The 990-nt window shown below is 80.4% G+C and carries 1 protein-coding gene; it reads right to left on the bottom strand.

The genetic code is table 11. From position 1 onward, the window contains the following. A partial coding sequence (locus N866_RS19060) for a thiamine pyrophosphate-binding protein (RefSeq protein ID WP_245612670.1) occupies positions 1–990 on the bottom strand: 990 nt, incomplete at both ends.

The following is a 990-nucleotide window of genomic DNA, read 5'->3' as shown; positions in this document are numbered from 1 at the left end:
CACCGGGCGAGCCACGCCTCCTCCGCCCGCCCGGCGGAACCCGTCCCGGCGAGCAGGGCCGGCGGCACCTCCGTGGCGACCTGGGTCGCGGCGCGCGGCGCGTCGACCCAGTCGGCGCCGGTCGGGGCGACGACGAGCGACTCCACGTCGGCCCGCCCGAGCAGGGCCTGGACGGGCCGCGACAGCGTCGGTCGACCGAGGACGACGACCCGCCGGACCGCCCCGCCGAGCCCCTCCTCGGCCAGGAGCAGTCGGTAGCCGGGTACGGCGTTCGGCCCTCCGCGGGCGCCGGACGACGGCTCGGCGAGCAGGGGCCAGCCGTTCGCCTCGGCGACACGGCGGGCGACCGGCCCGGCGCCGTCCCCGGCGACGACCACCGTGGGGACGCCGTCGTGGACGCCCCGTGCGGGCGCGCCGCTCGCGACGAGCGGCGCGACGGCCGGGGCGTCGACGGACGGCGGCCCGCCTGCCGTCGCGCCACGCCGCAGCACCTCGGTCAGGCCGTCCCTCGCGGGCCTTGGCCACGGCTCCCCCGCGGGGACCAGCGGCTCCCGGTAGGCGAGGTTGACGTGCACGGGGCCGGGGTCGTCGGTGCGTCTGCCCAGGGCGGTGGCGACGACGCGCGCGGCGAGGTGGCGCAGGTCCCGGTCCTCCCCCGGTCGGCCCGTCGGCGCGGGGACGTCGACCGTGAGACGCACGGGCTCGAGCAGGCCGACCTGCTCGGTGGTCTGGTTCGCGCCGGTGCCGCGGAGCTCGTGGGGCCGGTCCGCGGTCAGCAGGAGCAGCGGGACCCCGGCGTGGTGGGCCTCGAGGACCGCGGGGTGCAGGTTCGCGACCGCGGTGCCCGACGTCGTGACGACGGCCACCGGGCGCGCGTCGCCCCCCAGGGCGGCGCCGCGCGCCATGCCCAGCGCGAGGAAGCCCGCGTCCCGCTCGTCGATGCGGACGTGGAGCTCGAGCGGCGGCGCGGCGGGGTCCCGGCCGGCGTCA

The organism is Actinotalea ferrariae CF5-4 (assembly GCF_000603945.1).
In the GTDB taxonomy this organism is placed as follows: Bacteria; Actinomycetota; Actinomycetes; order Actinomycetales; family Cellulomonadaceae; genus Actinotalea; species Actinotalea ferrariae.
Note: the sequence above shows the minus strand (reverse complement) of the source record. Positions and strands in the feature narration are given on the sequence as shown.